10 protein-coding genes and 1 pseudogene are annotated in these 15,620 nt (G+C 61.0%); 9 read left to right on the forward strand and 2 right to left on the reverse strand.

The window, feature by feature from the left end; genetic code table 11:
• Nucleotides 1–120: 120 nt before the first annotated feature.
• Nucleotides 121–666, forward strand: coding sequence for an RNA polymerase factor sigma-70 (locus tag AC1Z24_RS20560; RefSeq protein ID WP_259109598.1), 546 nt, complete (start codon nt 121–123; stop codon nt 664–666).
• A 285-nt stretch (nt 667–951) separates the two neighbouring features.
• Nucleotides 952–1,884: a FecR family protein gene (locus AC1Z24_RS20565; RefSeq protein ID WP_483742458.1), complete on the forward strand. Its 933-nt coding sequence runs from the start codon at nt 952–954 to the stop codon at nt 1,882–1,884.
• Here the strand turns inward: AC1Z24_RS20565 and AC1Z24_RS20570 are convergent.
• Complete coding sequence (locus AC1Z24_RS20570) at nt 1,881–2,366, reverse strand: sigma-70 family RNA polymerase sigma factor (protein ID WP_483742459.1); 486 nt, start codon at nt 2,364–2,366, stop codon at nt 1,881–1,883. The two genes, AC1Z24_RS20565 and AC1Z24_RS20570, sit on opposite strands and share 4 nt — an antisense overlap.
• A gap of 230 nt (nt 2,367–2,596) precedes the next feature.
• Here AC1Z24_RS20570 and AC1Z24_RS20575 point away from each other — a divergent pair, with 230 nt between their 5' ends.
• The 3 genes from AC1Z24_RS20575 to AC1Z24_RS20585 are packed head-to-tail and all read left to right on the forward strand — an operon-like array spanning nt 2,597 to nt 7,164.
• Nucleotides 2,597–3,784, forward strand: coding sequence for an efflux RND transporter periplasmic adaptor subunit (locus AC1Z24_RS20575; RefSeq protein ID WP_483742460.1), 1,188 nt, complete (start codon nt 2,597–2,599; stop codon nt 3,782–3,784).
• A complete protein-coding gene (locus AC1Z24_RS20580) occupies nt 3,785–5,752 on the forward strand; it encodes a MacB family efflux pump subunit (protein ID WP_483742461.1) in 1,968 nt (655 codons plus the stop codon).
• A 2-nt stretch (nt 5,753–5,754) separates the two neighbouring features.
• Nucleotides 5,755–7,164, forward strand: a complete 1,410-nt coding sequence (locus AC1Z24_RS20585; protein WP_483742462.1) for an efflux transporter outer membrane subunit — start codon at nt 5,755–5,757, stop codon at nt 7,162–7,164.
• 86 nt (nt 7,165–7,250) lie between these two features.
• Here AC1Z24_RS20585 and pvdP read toward each other — a convergent pair whose 3' ends face one another.
• Entirely contained in the window at nt 7,251–8,861 is a 1,611-nt protein-coding gene (gene pvdP / locus AC1Z24_RS20590; RefSeq protein ID WP_483742463.1) for a pyoverdine maturation tyrosinase PvdP, read from the reverse strand.
• 502 nt (nt 8,862–9,363) lie between these two features.
• Here pvdP and AC1Z24_RS20595 point away from each other — a divergent pair.
• From AC1Z24_RS20595 to AC1Z24_RS20610, 4 genes and pseudogenes are all read left to right on the forward strand, one after another.
• Nucleotides 9,364–12,068: pseudogene (locus tag AC1Z24_RS20595) on the forward strand (type VI secretion system Vgr family protein).
• A complete protein-coding gene (locus AC1Z24_RS20600) occupies nt 12,065–13,885 on the forward strand; it encodes a phospholipase (protein WP_483742464.1) in 1,821 nt (606 codons plus the stop codon). Before AC1Z24_RS20595 ends, AC1Z24_RS20600 begins: the two are co-directional and overlap by 4 nt.
• Complete coding sequence (locus AC1Z24_RS20605) at nt 13,885–15,162, forward strand: SEL1-like repeat protein (protein ID WP_483742465.1); 1,278 nt, start codon at nt 13,885–13,887, stop codon at nt 15,160–15,162. The genes AC1Z24_RS20600 and AC1Z24_RS20605 overlap by 1 nt, the downstream gene beginning before the upstream one ends.
• Nucleotides 15,159–15,575 (forward strand): DUF2388 domain-containing protein, encoded by a 417-nt coding sequence (locus AC1Z24_RS20610; protein ID WP_483742466.1) that lies wholly within the window; start codon nt 15,159–15,161, stop codon nt 15,573–15,575. The genes AC1Z24_RS20605 and AC1Z24_RS20610 overlap by 4 nt, the downstream gene beginning before the upstream one ends.
• The last annotated feature ends 45 nt before the right edge of the window (nt 15,576–15,620 follow it).

Below are 15,620 nucleotides of genomic sequence, written 5' to 3' on the forward strand. Positions count from 1 at the left end.
AGCGAAAATAATCTATTAATAGGATTAATTCCCATTTGACAATGATAAGCAACAGACTTACTTTTGCCGCCGAAACGTACGGATACATTTTCTGTCAACCTCGACCGCGCAGGTAACATCATGCAGGACTCAGGCATCACAGACCTTCGGCTAAACGGATTCCCATCCCTGCTTCAGACATTGATTTCCAACCGCGCAAGCCTGATCAAGACCGCTGCCAGGATCACCGGCTGCCATAGCCGCGCCGAGGATGTTGTTCAGGATGCCTATATCCGGGTGTCATCCATGACCTCCGATACGCTGCCTTTCAATGCCCGGCTCAATTACATCTTCCGCATCGTGCGCAACCTGGCCATCGACCACTATCGCAAGCAGTCGATGGAGCAACGGTACTTCGTCAACGACGAGCAGAATCTGAATGCGGCGCCGCAGGTGTCTAATCCGGAGTCGATCAATGTGGACCGTCAGACATTGGGCAAAGTGGATCGCGCACTGGCACAACTGCCCGAGCGCACGCGTTATGCATTTGTCATGTATCGGGTGCACGGCAAGCCGCAGAAAGATATAGCCGTCGAACTGGGCGTCTCGCCGACCCTGGTGAACTTCATGATTCGCGACGCGCTGGTCCACTGCAAGAACTTCGTCGAGTCCGCCCACACTCATTAAGCCCTAAGCCGCTCCCGCCTCTCACCTCCACGCCCTGACGCCCCATTGCCCGGCTAACCTGTATCTTCCTGGTACGACAGCCGGGCTGGTCGCTCATCGACATCCTGTGCAATCATGGCTATATGCCGTCACCCTGAATAATATTTAACTGTATAATTATCTACATACACATTAAAAGAATGGCGCTGTACGACCAGATCAGTCAGTCGGTAATTTTTCATGCCCACTCCTTCCGCTTCAGACTCTTCCCAAGACGCGCTAAGCGATGAAGCGGCGCATTGGTGCATGCGCGTCAATGAAGACGACTTCAGCGAACAGGAACGCGAGCAACTCAATCAGTGGCTCGACCGTGATCCGGCGCACAAGCGTGAATTCGACGCCATGATGGAAATCTGGACCATCAGCGAATTCCTGCCGACTGATTCGCCCACTGCCCCCCCCATACCCGCCCAGCCACAACCGCTGCCACGACGCACATTCAAGCGCCCGTTAATGGCTGCTGCCTTGCTGCTTGCCCTGCCCATTGCCGGGCTGATCGGCTGGCATCTGAATGTCATTCCTGACAGTTACCAGAGTTTCGAAAGCGGCTCGCAACTGCGCGACATCGTGCTGGCCGACGGCTCGCGAGTGCAGATGAACCTGGGCAGCCAGCTGACATTCGCCAATTTCAAGGATCGCCGCAGCGTCACGCTGAACAAGGGTGAAGCCTATTTCGACGTGCGTCACGATGGAAGCCACCCGTTCCTGGTCAATGCCGGACGCGGGCAGATTCGGGTAACAGGTACCAAATTCAATGTATGGACCTATCAGGACGAGGTCGTCGTCACCCTGATACAGGGGTCGGTGCAGGTGATGGCTGACCGCAACAGGACCGATCAGCTGGCCTATCTGTCACCGGGCATGCAGGCCCGCTACACCGCGCAGATGATCAGCCCGCAAGTCAGCGCCGCTCTGCCCGAAGAGGCCATGGCCTGGCGCAGCGGCAAACTCATCCTGCGCGATCTGTCCCTGAGCGATGCCCTGCCGCAGATCAATCGCTATCTCGCTGTTCCGATCCACCTTGGTGACCGGGCCACCGGTCAACTGCGGGTTGGCGGTATCTACAACACCCAGGAAGTTGCCGCACTCGTACAGACGCTGCCCAAAGTGTTGCCGGTGTACCTGAGCAGTAACGAGAAAGGCGAGACGGTGGTCCGCAGCAAGCGCGCCGCCCCTTAAGCCCACTGCTGCATGCGCACGCGGCAATGCTTCATGGCATTGACGATGTGCTTTTCGACCATGGCCCTGGACACATTCAGCCGCTCGGCAATTTCCGGGTGCGACAGGCCTTCGAGCTTGCGCAGCAGGAAACATTGTCGACACGGCTCACTGAGTTCAGCCAGCGCTCTGCGCATCAAGGCCAGGCGCTCTTCATCTACCGAGCCGACATGGGCAGGCGCGACGAAGAAACGCTCGTCGGTTTCCAGCACCTCGATGGGCTCAACCCGACGCACCACATTACGTCGGTGGGCATCGACCATCAGGTTCTGCGCGGTGCGGTACAAAAACGCCCGTGGATGGCTGACCTGGACCTCGCCGCGACGTTCGAGCATGCGCACATAGGCGTCATGGGCAATGTCCTCGGCGTTATGTCGACTGCCAAGTCGCGCGCTCAGATAGCCCACGAGCTCCCGGTAGTAGTGGTCAAGCAGGACTGGCATCGAAGGTGCGTTCCTTGAGTGTTCGATGAAGAAGGGAATGCAATGCAGGCCATTTAATGGCATCGCCCCCCTAAATTATAATAATTCTCATAAACTTTCAAAAAGACCGTCAGCAACTGCCTCCACATCGCTCTAAAGCACCTAAATTCCCCTCCCTTTCTTTCGTCTAACCGGCAGTTACCGACGCTGCTCCTTCGTGACAGCGGACCACCTACTGGCCGGAACCCTGCATGACTCCTCCCCGCCTTACCCGCCGCGCTGTCGCCGTTGTGCTTTGCCTGATCCCCGCCGCTGCGTTCGCTGCCTGGAGGCTATTGCCCGAGTCGCCGGATCAACGACCTTTCGTCAGTGTTTCCCGGGGCAATATCGAATCTGCCGTCACCTCTTTGGGCACTCTGCAACCACGGCAATACGTCGATGTTGGCGCACAGGCGTCGGGGCAGATTCGTACACTGCATGTCGAAGTTGGCGACACCGTCAAGCAAGGCCAGTTGTTGGTGGAAATCGATCCCTCGACCCAGAAGGCCCAACTGGATGCCGAGCGCTTCGCCATCGAAACCCTCAAGGCACAGGTCAAGGAACAACGCGCCGAGCATCTGCTGGCCCAACAGCAATTGCGTCGCCAGCAACGCATGGCCGTCGATGGCGCCACGCGAGAGGAAGATGTCCAGACCGCCCAGGCCAAGGTCTTGACCACCCAGGCGCGCATCGACATGTACCAGGCACAGATTCTCCAGGCCCAGGCCACCCTGCGCAGCGCCGAGGCGCAACTGGGCTACACGCAAATCTACGCGCCCATCAGCGGCACCGTGGTCGCGGTAGATGCCCGGGTCGGCCAGACCCTCAATGCCCAGCAGCGTACCCCGCTGATCCTGCGCATCGCCAAGCTGTCGCCCATGACGGTCTGGGCCGAAGTCTCGGAAGCCGATATCGGCCAGGTCAAGGCTGGCATGCAGGCTTACTTCACGACCTTGAGCGGCGGCGGGCGCCGCTGGTCCAGTACGGTTCGACAGATCCTGCCGATCCCCCCCAAACCCCTGGACCAACTCAACCAGGGCGGTGGCAGCCCGGCCTCCGCCGCAGGCAGTTCCAGCAGCAGCTCAGGCAGCAGCGGTGGCCGAGTGGTGCTTTACACCGTGCTGCTTGACGTGGACAACGCCGATAACGCGCTGATGGCGGATATGACCGCCCAGGTGTTCTTCGTCTCAGGCAGCGCGCAGAACGTATTGACCGCGCCTATATCGGCCTTCCATAGCCAGGGCAACGACCGACAAACCGCCCAGGTACTGGCCACCAACGGCGAGATCGAAGAGCGCCAGGTGCGTACCGGCCTGAGTGATCGTCTGCGCGTGCAGATTCTCGACGGCTTGAAGGAAGGCGACAAGTTGCTGATCAGCCCCACCGGCAGCGGGGGTTGAATGAGCACGCCACTGATTGAACTGATCGACATCCGCAAATCCTACGGCGGCGGCGATAGCCCCCAGGTCGATGTATTACGCGGTATCGATCTGGCCATTCACGCCGGTGAATTCATCGCCATTGTCGGTGCCTCGGGCTCGGGCAAATCGACCTTGATGAATATCCTCGGCTGCCTGGACCGGCCGACGTCGGGGCAGTACCGCTTCGCCGGAGAAGACGTCGCGCTGCTCAACATCGACGAGTTGGCGTGGTTGCGCCGGGAGGCGTTCGGCTTCGTATTCCAGGGCTATCACCTGATCCCCTCCTCCTCGGCCCAGGAAAACGTGGAAATGCCGGCCATCTATGCCGGTACCTCGGCACTGCAGCGCGCCGAACGTGCCCAGGCCCTGCTGCAACGCCTTGGCCTGGGCGAGCGCACCGGCAATCGCCCACGCCAGCTGTCAGGCGGTCAGCAGCAACGGGTCTCGATTGCCCGCGCCCTGATGAACGGCGGCCACATCATTCTCGCCGACGAACCCACCGGGGCGCTGGACAGCCATAGCGGCGTCGAAGTCATGAACCTGCTCGACGAACTCGCCGCCCAGGGCCATGTGGTCATCCTGATTACCCACGACCGTGACGTCGCCGCCCGGGCCCAGCGCATTATCGAAGTGCGCGATGGTGAGGTGATCAGCGACAGTGGCACCGGTCAGAACAGGCCCGAGCCGGGTGCAGGCGCCCTGCACGCCGATGACCTGCGTCGGCGCCTGAGCCTGGCCAACACCGAGCGCAGCCCGTGGCTCGGGGAAACCCGCGATGCCCTGCAAGCGGCCTGGCGGGTGATGTGGACCAACCGCATGCGCACCGCCCTGACCCTGCTGGGCATCATCATTGGTGTCGCCTCGGTGGTGGTGATGCTCGCGGTGGGTGAAGGCAGCAAGCGCCAGGTCATGGCCCAAATGGGTGCCTTCGGCTCCAATATTCTGTTCATGAACGGCGCGCCACCGGCTCCCCGAGCGCCCAGCGGCCATATCCGTCTCAGCGATGTCCGGGCCCTGGCTGACCTGCCCCAGGTCAGGACCATCATGGCGGCCACGACCCTCAAGGCTCAGGTGCGCTACGGCAACCGCGACATGACCTCGACCATCGGTGGCTACAGCCCGGTGTTCCCGAAGATATTCAGTTGGCCGCTGACCGCCGGCAGCTTTTTCACCGACGCCGACATGACCAGCGCCGCAGCGGTGGCGGTGATCGGCTCGCAAGTGAAGAAAAAACTCTTCGTCGATGGGCGCGACCCGGTCGGCCAGTACATCCTGATCGAAAATGTACCCTTCCAGGTCATCGGCGTACTGGCGAGCAAAGGCTCCAGCGGCGCCAACCAGCGCAATGACCTGCGTATTGCCATCCCCTATACGGCGGCACGCATTCGCCTGTCCGGCACCGAATACCCGGAGTATGTGGTCATCGGCGCGGCCGACAGCACCCTGGTCCACGAGACCGAACAGGCCATCCGCAGCCTGATGCTGCGCCTGCACAACGGTGTGGCCGACTTCGAAATCGACAACAGCGCCGCCCTGATCCAGGCCGAAGCCCATACCCGCAACGGCCTGTCGTTGATGCTCGGGGCCATTGCCGCCATATCCCTGCTGGTCGGGGGCATCGGCGTGATGAACGTGATGCTGATGACGGTTCGTGAGCGCACCCGCGAGATCGGTATTCGCATCGCCACCGGCGCCCGCCAGCGCGACATTCTGCGCCAGTTCCTGACCGAGGCCGTGGTGCTGTCGCTGGTCGGTGGCCTGATCGGTATCGCTCTGGCCCTGCTGATCGGCAGCGCCTTGACCCTGGCCGATGTGGCCGTGGCGTTTTCCTCCCTGGCCATGCTCGGCGCCTTTGCCTGCTCGGTCGCCACCGGCGTGATCTTCGGCTTCATGCCGGCGCGCAAAGCCGCCGGGCTCGATCCGGTTGCCGCCCTGACCAGTGAATAATCATGCATAAAGCCCCTTTCGCCCTGCTCCCTCTGCTGATCCTGCTTGGCGCCTGCAGTCAGGCGCCCGTGCCTCTGGACAGCGGCATCACACCACCCACGCGCTGGCAAACACCCGCTGCGGCAGCCGCGCAGTACCCGCAATGGTGGAACAGTTTCAACAGTCCGCAATTGACGCGCCTGATCGAGCAGGCGCGTCAGGGCAGCCACGACCTCAAGGCCGCCATGGCCCGGGTCCGTCAGGCCCGCGCCGATGTACGCATCGCTGGCGGCACGTTGCTGCCCAAGCTCGATGCCAGCGCCAATGGTTATCGCCAACGCCTGCTCAAAGGCCAGGGCTACAACGAACTCGACACTTCCAGCAGCGAACGCACCTACCACTACTTCAACCTGGGCCTGACCGCCAGTTATGAGGTGGACTTCTGGGGCGGCAATGCGGCGGCCCGGGACAGTGCCGAGTACAACCTGCAAGCCTCTGCCTTTGATCGCGACACCCTTGAGCTGAGCCTGCTGGGCAGCGTCGCCGACAGTTACCTGACCACCCTCGCCGCCCGTGAGCAGGCGCGGATTGCCGAACTCAACCTGAACAACGCCGAGAAAATCCTCGCGCTGGTACGCAACCGTTATCAGGCCGGTTCCGCCACAGCCCTGGAACTGGCCCAGCAGCAAAGCCTGGTCGCCAACCAACAACGCCAGTTGCCGCTCTATCGACAACTGGCGCGTGAAGCACTGATAACCCTTGCCACGTTGCTCGGCGAGCCGGTGCAGAATCTCAGTCTGGATGAGCAACCCTTCGAACAGATCACCGGCCCCGCCATCGACAGCGGCATACCCAGCCAGTTGCTGACTCGCCGCCCCGACATCGCCAGTGCCGAAGCGCGGCTGGCCGCCGCCCAGGCCGATGTCAGCGTGGCCAGGGCGGCGTTATACCCGACACTGAACCTGACCGCTGGCCTGGCCACCGGTGATGGGCAACTGGTCGATCTCACCCGCAACCCGGTATTCAACCTGGGCGCAGCCATTACCGCGCCGATCTTCAATAACGGCCAGCTACGTGCCGGGCGCGACAAGGCCATCGCCCGCCAGGACGAGCTGCTCGATACGTACCGTGGCGTGCTGATCACCAGCTTCGGTGAGGTGGAAAAGGCCCTGAACAGGGTCGATGGCTTGGATCGCCAAGCGCGCTGGCAGAACGAAGAACTGACCCAGGCACAACGCGCGTTCGACCTGGCCGAAAGTCGCTACCGCGCGGGGGCCGAAGACCTGCTCAGCGTGCTCGAGGCCCAACGCAGCCTGTTCAGCGCCCAGGCCGATCGGGTGCAACTACGGCAGGACCGGTTGCAAGCCAGTGTGGCGCTGTACAAGGCCCTGGGAGGTGGCTGGAGTCTGTCGTCGATGGCGGACAAGCGCTGACCTCGCAGTATGCGTATTCCGTAGGCGCTGCCGAAGGCTGCGAATGGATCTATCTGACCCAACGCTGTCGCAACCTGCCGCAGCGCCTACAACCCACCCTTGCTCGGCCCCGCCGCCAGATGGCGGCCATACCAGGGTCGCTGTGGCACTCGGCCCGCCAGGCGGTCGGCTTCTTCCTCGGGGCTGAAAATCACCTGCAAGGCCAGCTTCATGGTCTCGATATCCAGTTTGTCACTGCCGCCGCCGTTACCCAGGCCCCAGGCCCCGCAGCCTTCCCGGGAAGGGCCGAGCCAGGGCTCGGCCACGCGCACCCAGCGCCCCGGCGCGAACCAGGGGATACCGTTGACCGTCAGCGGCAGTACCTCACCGGGATGGGCCTGCTGATGGGCGAGGAACCAGTCATTGAGGCGGTCATCAATCCAGCCATGGAAGGCCCAGAACACCGGGTTTACATGGGAGGAAAACGGATCGCCGAGAAAATCATTGCCCGCACCAAACCAACGGTCGGCAAAGTCATAGTTGCGCCGCGCATAGGCCATGGGCAAACCCGAGTCAGGGTCACGCCCCAGGGCGGCCCAGCGCATATGCAACCAGTCATGAATACCCAGTTCGATGCGCGACCCCAGCTCGCCCAGGCACAGCGTGCTGAGGCACTGCGGGTCGTGTAACTGGGCCTCCCAAAGCTGGAAATTGGCGTATAGCCCCTGATTGCTCTTGAGGTAATACAACCACTGGCTGAAGGCGTCGTCGCCGCTGGCGTACCAAGTGGGCGGAACACTGTAGCCCGTGCGGTTGCTGAGGTAATCGACGAAGGCCTGAGTGCCGTCGCCCAGATAAGGCCGCGGCGCCGGCATGCAAGGCCAGGAACGCAGGTCCTGAACCTTGCGCACGCCATGGAGCATATGCCGGTGCATGAACAGAAAGTCCTCGCCAGAGCCATTGCGATGGCGATCATGGCCGCGGGCGTTGCGCTCCTTACCCAGTGGGCCGACCTGCCAGCCCAGAGCGCGGATCATCTGACGGCGCGATTCATCGATACGGTGCCAGCGATCACGACTGGCGTGCCATAACTGGTGGTAGTAGCGCCGTTGCGGCGAGATCAGGTCTTCATGCAAGGCGGCAACGAAGGGCAGGCGCTCACGGGCTTCGACAAAGGGTCGGCGACTGGCGACAAAACGCGCCTGAGGGCCTGAGTAGCCCGGCTGGGTCCCGGCCACGCGAACCTGCCCGCTGATCGTCGCGCCGCCACCCCCTTCACTCCAGTCACCCCAGATTTCATCCAGCACCGCGTCGCAGTCATAGGCCGTGCCTGACGGGGCGACCAACTTCCAGCGCAGCGTCGGCAAGTGCTCGGCCGCCAGCGGTCCATACACCTGCAAGCCATCATCCGCGTAAGGCGCACGCCCCAGATAGCCACGCACGGCACGGGCGCCCTGACCGACATCGAGCAACAGCTCCAGCGGGCCGGCCAGAGCGGCCAGCGCCGGGTGAGCGTCCACCAGTTGCCAGTCCCAGATACCCACCAGACGCTCGGCCAAAAAAGCATTGGGCAAGTCATCGACCGGCACCGCAGGCTCGTCGCTGCTCAGCTCCGCTTCCTGCACCTGGTTCCACTTCTGCCGCCCGTACCAGCCGGCAGGCAGCACTACACCGGCGGCCACCAGGCCGGCCAGCATCCCTCGACGTGACACCTTCATCCACTGTACTCATGACGTGACTACTGCTGCGAAAACGAATAGCCGACCCTTCGATTTAGGGCACGTCGGAATACCAGTCAGGGAGAGCACATGTTCACATGCGTATCTGGCACATCTGCATTTCAGCAGTGCGATGCCAACGTCTGCGTCGCAGCTATCCGTGGGTCATTTGTAGGACTCTTCCCTAACTACGCAGGACTTTTCCGAAACTCATCCCGAGGTCTGGATTAGAGCTGTCCGATCCCCCACTGTTTCGCGCCTGAGACAAGACAAACCCTCGCCAGAGCCTGTCCTTGTCACCTTGAGAATCTGATTTTCTAAAGCCGGGCTGCCATGGATATTCAGGGTGGCGGGAGGTCGCGACCGTGAAAAACAACAGTGTTTATTGCCATCAACCATTGATTGATTATTTCCAGGCTAATAATTCAACGCAATTAAACAGCCACGTTAAAAGTGCTACCGGCCACCTGCCCAACCCGTTGCGACGCTGGGAGGCCTGAGCATGTCCACCCCAGCCCGGGTCTTCTACGACCACACCCGCCATAAACTCGATATCCACGACCTCGACGCCCACCTCGACGTCCTCGCCTTCGAGGGCGAAGAGCAACTGAGCCAGCCGTTCAAATACATCATCGAGTTCACCTGCACCGAGCAGGACATAGCCGCCGCCCAGGTCCTCGGCAAATTCACCGATTTCACCCTGCATAACCCGCCTGTCAAACCGGCCTGGGCACGCCCGAACCCGAGCTGCCGTTGCGCACCGTGCGCGGGATCATTACCGACTTCAAACGCCTGTCCAGCTCAAGGGACGAAGCCCGCTACGAAGTCATCCTGCAACATCAACTGGCCCTGCTCGGCAAGGGCAAGCAATACCGCATCTACCAGCAGCAGTCCGTGCCGGAGATCGTCAAGAGCGTGCTGTGCAACCGCCACCCCTTCGATCCCTGGGAGTGCCGCTTCGACCTGCTGCGCGAGTATCCGCGACGCGAACAGGTCATGCAGTACAACGAGAGCGACCTGGCGTTCATCTCGCGCCTGCTGGCCGAAGTCGGCATCTGGTACCGCATCAAGCGCCACGAAACCGCGTGCTACGACATCCTGGTTCTGCATGACGACCAGACCCAATACGTCAAGCCCTGGATCGAGCTGCCAAACCGCCCGCCGTCCGGCCTGCACGATAATGGCGAGCACAGCGTCTGGCAGTTGCAGACCCGCCACCAGGTGGTGGAAAAAAACATCAATGTGCGCGCCTATAACCCGCGCGATGCCAAGGCCTGGCTCGAGGAAGACATCGACCTGACCCGCGGCGCCAAGACCACCTATGGTGAGGCTTACCACTACGGTGAGGCCTACACCGAGCTGGGCAGTCGTTATCACCAGGACCGCGAGCTGCTCTGTGAAAGCGGCATTTTTCACGCGCGCCTGAACCACGAGCGCTACCTCAACAACCAGACCCGCCTCAGCGGCATCAGCACCCTGGCCAGCCTGATGCCGGGCCAGGTACTGGAGATCACCGAGGCCGCCTTGCAGGCCTTCGAGCCCGGCGCGCTGGTGACCAAAGTACGCCTCAGCGCGGCCCGCGATCGCAGCCTGGAAGTTCGCTTCGAAGGCATTCCCTACGCGGAAAACATCTGCTTCCGACCGCCGCGCCTGGCCAAACCGCACATGGCCGGGACCATTCCCGCACGAGTCACCAGTGGCGACGCCAACACCACCTACGCCGATATCGATAAGGAAGGCCGCTACCGGGTCAACTTCCTGTTCGACCGCGACCAGTGGGAAAAAGGCCGCAGCAGCATGTGGCTACGCCTGGCGCGACCTTACGCCGGTGACACCTACGGCCTGCACCTGCCGCTGATCTGCGGCACCGAAGTGGCCGTGGCCTTCGAAAATGGCGACCCCGACCGCCCCTACATCGCCCACGCCCTGCACGACAGCGATCACCCCGACCCCGTCACCCTGGCCCGGCGCGACGACAGCCGCAATGTGCTGCGTACCCCGGCCAATAACAAACTGCGCATGGAAGACAAACGCGGTGAAGAGCACGTCAAGCTCAGCACCGAATACAGCGGCAAGAGCCAGCTCAACCTCGGGCATCTGGTCAATGCCGAGAAGAAAAAACGCGGCGAAGGCTTTGAACTGCGCAGCGATGGCTGGGGCGCGATACGCGGTGGCAAGGGTGTGTTTATCAGTGCTGATGAGCAGGCCAAGGCCCAGGGCCAGGTGCTCGATATGGCCGACACCCTCGCACGCTTGCAAGACGCAGGCGAACAACTGCAAGACCTGTCCACCGACGCACAAGCCAGCCAAGCCGATCCCGCTGATGTACAGGCGCAACTCAACCTGCTCAAACAGGACCTGGAGCAACTCAAATCCGCCGTCCTGCTGCTCAGCGCTCCTAAGGGCATCGCCCTGACCAGCGGCCAGCACCTGCAACTGGCGGCGCGGAAAAACCTGATGCTCAACGCCGGTCACCAGGCCGATATCAGCGTGGTCAAGCGCCTGTTTATCGGCGTCGGCGAAGGCCTGAGCCTGTTCGTGCGCAAGCTGGGTATCAAGCTGATTGCCAATCAAGGGCCGGTGAAAGTGCAGGCGCAGAACGACAGCCTGGAACTGCTGGCGCGGCACGGTTTACAGATCATCAGCACCGAAGACGAGATCCATATCACCGCCAAGAAGAAAATCGTCCTTAACGGCGGTGGCAGCTACATCAGCATTGATCCGAACACGATTGAGTCGGGCACGCTGGGCGATTACCTGATCAAGTCCGCGTACTTCGAGTACAAACCCGGCGCGGCCGCCATGACGGCGACTCATCCGGACTATCCGCAGAGCCTGTCCAAACAACGGCTGCAACTCAAGGTTCCGCAAGCCCCCAATGCCCGCAGCAAAGGCTGGGCAGGCATGCCTTACACACTTTATGCCGACGGTGTACAGCTCAAGCAGGGCGTGCTCGACGACAGCGGGCACCTGCCTGTCGACCATCAGGTTGTGACGCGGCAATACCAGTTGAAGCTGGCCAACGGCCTGAACTTTCAGCTGCCGATTCCCGCCGATTACCGCAATCCCGAACAGGGTCAACTGGCCAATCTCGGTTTGCATAAAAACCCTTCGCAGGCCGATGCCAGCCCATCCCAAAGCGATCACCGCGCCCTGTATGCCCGTGTCATGGAAGACCCTGACCAGTCAAAGGAGCCATCACAATGAACGAGGATTCCATCGTCGTACCCGTCGCCTTCAAATACACCGACCAGGCCTTCTGCACGGCGCCCTGGTACGTCTGGAAAACCGAATACCCGCCCAACAAGGCGGCTTACCACCCCTTGGTCAATGGCGAAGAAACCTTCACTGCCCTGCATCAGGCCATCGCTAATGCCACCCACAGCATCAACATCATTTGCTGGGGCTTTCAGCCGTCGATGTATTTCCTGCGCAACGGCAAGGCGCCCACTATCGGCGAACTGCTCAAGCTCAAGGCCCGAGAATGCGTGCGCGTGCGGGTGTTGAGCTGGAAGTTTCCGGGCAATCTCACCGGCTTTTCGGGCGAGGCCAACCTGCCCGGTTATGGCGGGCTCAAGGACCGCGAACTGCAAAGCGCCACAGACGAGCAACATACCGAGGACAAAAAGTGGTTCGCCGACCATGCCGTTGACGGTGGCAAGGCCAGCCAGCGCGCAGCCAATCGGGTGCCGCTGTTCGTCACTCGCGGCTTCAGCAAGGCTGAAAGGGATGCCATTGCCGAGCGGGTGAAACACCACGCCGTCGACTCGGAAATCAGCCGCACCACCCGCTACGCGCAGTGGTTGACCCCCAGCCATCACCAGAAAAGCGTACTGGTCGACTTCGAGGTGCCGGAGCGCGCCGTCGGCTTCGTCATGGGCCACAACATGCTCGACGAGTACTGGGACACCAACAAGCACTCGGCGCTGATCCGCGGCCAATACAACCGACCCAAACCCAACTGCGGGCCGCGCGGTCAGACGCCGCGCCAGGACATCTCCTGCCAGGTCAGCGGGCCGGTGCTCAGGGATCTGCACGACAACTTTGCCAAGGCCTGGCGCAAGGAAACCGGCGAAGATCTGCTCGCCGGGCAAGACCCTTTGCAGGATGGGCAAGAACATCGTCTGCATGGCCCGGCGCAGATGATCCAGCTGCTGCGCACCCAGCCTCAGGAAGGCAAGGATGGCCAGCGCGATATCGAGAAGGTCTACCTCAAGGCCGCCAACAACGCGACCCAGTTCATCTACATCGAAAACCAGTACTTTCGCTGGCCGCCCCTGGCCGAACTGATCAAGTCGGCGGCCGCGGCCCAGACCAAGGCCGGCCGCGACCCCGGCCTGCATGGCAACCTGCACCTGTTCGTGATCACCAACGACACGCCCAAAGGCATGGGCGATGGCGCCCGCAATACCCAGCGCATGCTCGAAAGCCTCGGCCGCGCCGACACCATTCCCAATGCCACCAAACTGGACCGCGTCCAACAGGCAAAAGCCGCCGCCGCCAGACCGGAGCCCGATCCCCAGCGCTTCGACGCCCTCGGCGAAAAGGAACGGCAACGCTGGCAGGCCGAGATGGACCGCAAGATCCGCGACATCGAGAACAGCACCCTGTTCCCGGAAAAACGCCCGGGCCTGAAAGTCCATGTCTGCTCCCTCGTCGCCCCCGACACCCCGGCGGGCGAGGACTGGATGCCGGTGTATATCCACTCCAAGCTGATGATCGTCGACGACGTCTTCACCACCCACGGCTCGGCCAATATCAACACCCGCAGCATGATGGTCGATAGCGAACTGAATATTGCCCATGAGTGGGCGAGCGTGACCGAGGCGTTAAGGCGGCGGTTGTGGGATATGCATACGGGGGGGATGGGGGCGCAGGATGATGCGGCGGTGGCGTTCGATGCCTGGCAGGAGATCATCAAGGAAAACAAAAAACGCCAGAACGACAAAAAAAGACGATGGGAGCCCTATGCCCCTCTCGTCGAGTTTTATTTCGCAGAACGCTCGCTAAGGGACCGCGACTGATGCGCCGACTCTTGCTGCTCTCAAGCTTGCTACTGGCCGCCTGTGGTACTGGCGGCGCATTTAAACTCACGCCCAAGGATATGCCCATGAACCCCCTTACAGAGGCCAAGGCCAAGCTGGTATTTACCTGCGCCCACGAAACCATCCCCGAGCCGTCCGCCGAGGCCGACGTACTTTTCCAATATGCCCGCTGGCTGCAAAAGAACAACCAACTCAAGGAAGACGCGACCGTCAATATCGAGATCGAACGGCTATATCGCATCGCCACCGAAAATGGTCATTACAAAGCCAATATCAATCTGCAGAACGGCACCATGCGTGGCCATTTTAAGCTGCGGACTGACGAACACTTGCGCCTGAGCCAGAACCTGATCGATGCAGGTGTCGCCACCGGTTACTACTTCATCAGTATTTTTCTCAAGAACGGTTCGGCGGGGCTGAGGCAGGATAAAGACATGTCCCTGCGCTATTTGCGCAAGGCCGCCGACAAAGGAAGTGCTGAGGCGCAGTACTATGTGGGGGAAAAGCTTGAACCAAGCAATATTGCGCCGGAGATTGCCCTCCAAATGTATCGCTGTGCAACCGAGCAGGGACACGGCGAGGCAGGTCTTACGCTGGGAGTTTATCTCAAGGATGAGCAGCATCAAGAAGCGCTCGAGGCATACCAACTTGGGATAGCTGGCGGAAACAGCACCTCAGCCTCCCTTTTGAGCAAGGGCTTCCGTAACCCTCCGCCGTCCAATACGCTGCATTACCTAGGCCAACAAGAAGACCTAGAACGCGCCACACGCTACGAAGAAATCTGGCGAATACTGGCCAACTATTCCTACGCCAACCCCACCGTCCCCGAAATCAACGACATCGTGCCATTGCCGCCCGCCCCGCTGCCCGCCTGGGACGGCAAGCTGCAATGGCTGGAAGAGCGCCTGGCCAATATCCCGCCGGAAAAACCCAGCGAAGCCCTGATCCATCAACTCGCCAAAGCCATGGTCCTAGATCCGGCCACCGGCAAACCCATGCCCGGCTCTCCGGGGTTCAGCCAGGCCGGGTTCCCGCTATGGATCTGCTTGAGCGGCGAAGCCTGTAAGCAGACGGGCTACTGGAAAGTCATCTGGTCGGTAGAGCACACCGTAAGAAGCCCGGAAGTGATCCGTCATTTCGAGCAGGGCGACATTCTTCCCAGGCAGGTGGTCGAGCGTTTCCATATGCGCATGTGGCCATTCCCGGACAAGACGACCTTTCGAGAGGAAATGGTTGAGTGGGGGCTGCTCGGATGAAGTGCTGGAATTTTGAAAAAATGTCGACGTTAATTTTCATGACAGGCAAAGCGCTGATCGGTCGCGGCTTAATTGTTTTCGCCTCAGTAGTTTTAAGTGGATCGCTGCCATTAGGGGTGCTTGCAAGCCCTTCGCCGAACTTCGATGACAAGACAATGTTCACTGGCCTGACTTCCACGATTCTGGTTTCACCAACATTGGCAACTGTACATATGGCGGAGACCACTTCTGAACTCATAGGGAGCGCAGACCGTAAAATACTTTACCAAGCCCGCGAAGATGCGGCCGCATTCGTTGCCAGTGGTGGTGAACATCGAGGGGTATTTCTGGAAACAGCTCTGGAAGTGCTGAACTCGCTCGATATGCAACAGAGCGACCTGGAGTGGGCTGCCTGGATCCTCAAGGCATCTTAAGATGGCGACGAGAAAAATCATCTTGGTTAAATAGCTTTGCCCAGG

This window comes from Pseudomonas sp. JL23 (genome assembly GCF_056933585.1).

Bases quoted from the DNA above. Each gene is read 5' to 3' on its own strand.
- AC1Z24_RS20560 (WP_259109598.1), top strand. From the start codon at position 121: ATGCAGGACTCAGGCATCACAGACCTTCGGCTAAACGGATTCCCATCC.
- AC1Z24_RS20565 (WP_483742458.1), top strand. From the start codon at position 952: ATGCGCGTCAATGAAGACGACTTCAGCGAACAGGAACGCGAGCAACTC.
- AC1Z24_RS20570 (WP_483742459.1), bottom strand. From the start codon at position 2,366: ATGCCAGTCCTGCTTGACCACTACTACCGGGAGCTCGTGGGCTATCTG.
- AC1Z24_RS20575 (WP_483742460.1), top strand. From the start codon at position 2,597: ATGACTCCTCCCCGCCTTACCCGCCGCGCTGTCGCCGTTGTGCTTTGC.
- AC1Z24_RS20580 (WP_483742461.1), top strand. From the start codon at position 3,785: ATGAGCACGCCACTGATTGAACTGATCGACATCCGCAAATCCTACGGC.
- AC1Z24_RS20585 (WP_483742462.1), top strand. From the start codon at position 5,755: ATGCATAAAGCCCCTTTCGCCCTGCTCCCTCTGCTGATCCTGCTTGGC.
- pvdP (WP_483742463.1), bottom strand. From the start codon at position 8,861: ATGAAGGTGTCACGTCGAGGGATGCTGGCCGGCCTGGTGGCCGCCGGT.
- AC1Z24_RS20600 (WP_483742464.1), top strand. From the start codon at position 12,065: ATGAACGAGGATTCCATCGTCGTACCCGTCGCCTTCAAATACACCGAC.
- AC1Z24_RS20605 (WP_483742465.1), top strand. From the start codon at position 13,885: ATGCGCCGACTCTTGCTGCTCTCAAGCTTGCTACTGGCCGCCTGTGGT.
- AC1Z24_RS20610 (WP_483742466.1), top strand. From the start codon at position 15,159: ATGAAGTGCTGGAATTTTGAAAAAATGTCGACGTTAATTTTCATGACA.